Origin of the sequence: Paraburkholderia sp. SIMBA_053 (genome assembly GCF_046534895.1) — a bacterium.
GTDB lineage: Bacteria > Pseudomonadota > Gammaproteobacteria > Burkholderiales > Burkholderiaceae > Paraburkholderia > Paraburkholderia caledonica.
The window spans coordinates 1-239 of the sequence record NZ_JAWRXU010001609.1 but is presented as its reverse complement, the minus strand read 5'-3'; the positions used below and the strand labels follow the sequence as shown (position 1 = coordinate 239).

The window sequence follows — 239 nt, the reverse complement described above, 5'->3', positions numbered from 1 at the left end:
CCCGTTTCGTTTTCGTCTGGGGCTTCCAGGTGGTGCGCTTGGGCGCGGTGTATCGCCAGTGCGAGCGCCTTGGCGTGATCTAACTCAGCAGCGTCTAACGCCACCGCCCGCGCTTGGGCGTTGGCGTGGTCGGTCAGCGCTTCGTCATCATCGTGGCAGTGCCACGGCCCGCACTTTAGCAGGCCATCGGCAAGGGCTTGGCGTTCAACGGCGGCGGCGTAGCTAGTCATGCCTGCAAC

General features: G+C 64.9%; 1 protein-coding gene. It reads right to left on the bottom strand.

The features are described from left to right. The coding region (locus SB753_RS40985; protein WP_410805669.1) for a hypothetical protein at positions 1-230 on the bottom strand (230 nt) is incomplete at its 3' end. Positions 231-239: the final 9 nt, after the last annotated feature.